Below are 225 nucleotides of genomic sequence, written 5' to 3'. Positions count from 1 at the left end.
GGAGTCTCGCTGTTTTGCTCCATATCTCAGCATCCCTTCTATAAAGAGCGAGTCTGCATATGTTGATTTACTGAGAAAAATCTGGCCTCTTTTCTGCAGATCCAGAATGCAGCAGCAGGCGCGAAGGGCAAGGATGTGCTCCTGCAGGATGTAGAGTGAGTCCTGAGACCCCGCAGGAGCATCGGTTTTCGAAGCGACGAGGAGGCTTGGGCGCGAGCCCGCGGA

General features: G+C 54.2%; 1 protein-coding gene. It reads right to left on the bottom strand.

Annotated elements, in window-relative coordinates; genetic code table 11:
• Nucleotides 1–225 (bottom strand): hypothetical protein (locus KW93_RS17885; RefSeq protein WP_033543884.1); only part of this gene is annotated, 225 nt, incomplete at both ends.

It is taken from the genome of Planococcus sp. CAU13 (assembly GCF_000775575.1).
GTDB lineage: Bacteria > Bacillota > Bacilli > Bacillales_A > Planococcaceae > Planococcus.
Note: the sequence above shows the minus strand (reverse complement) of the source record. Positions and strands in the feature narration are given on the sequence as shown.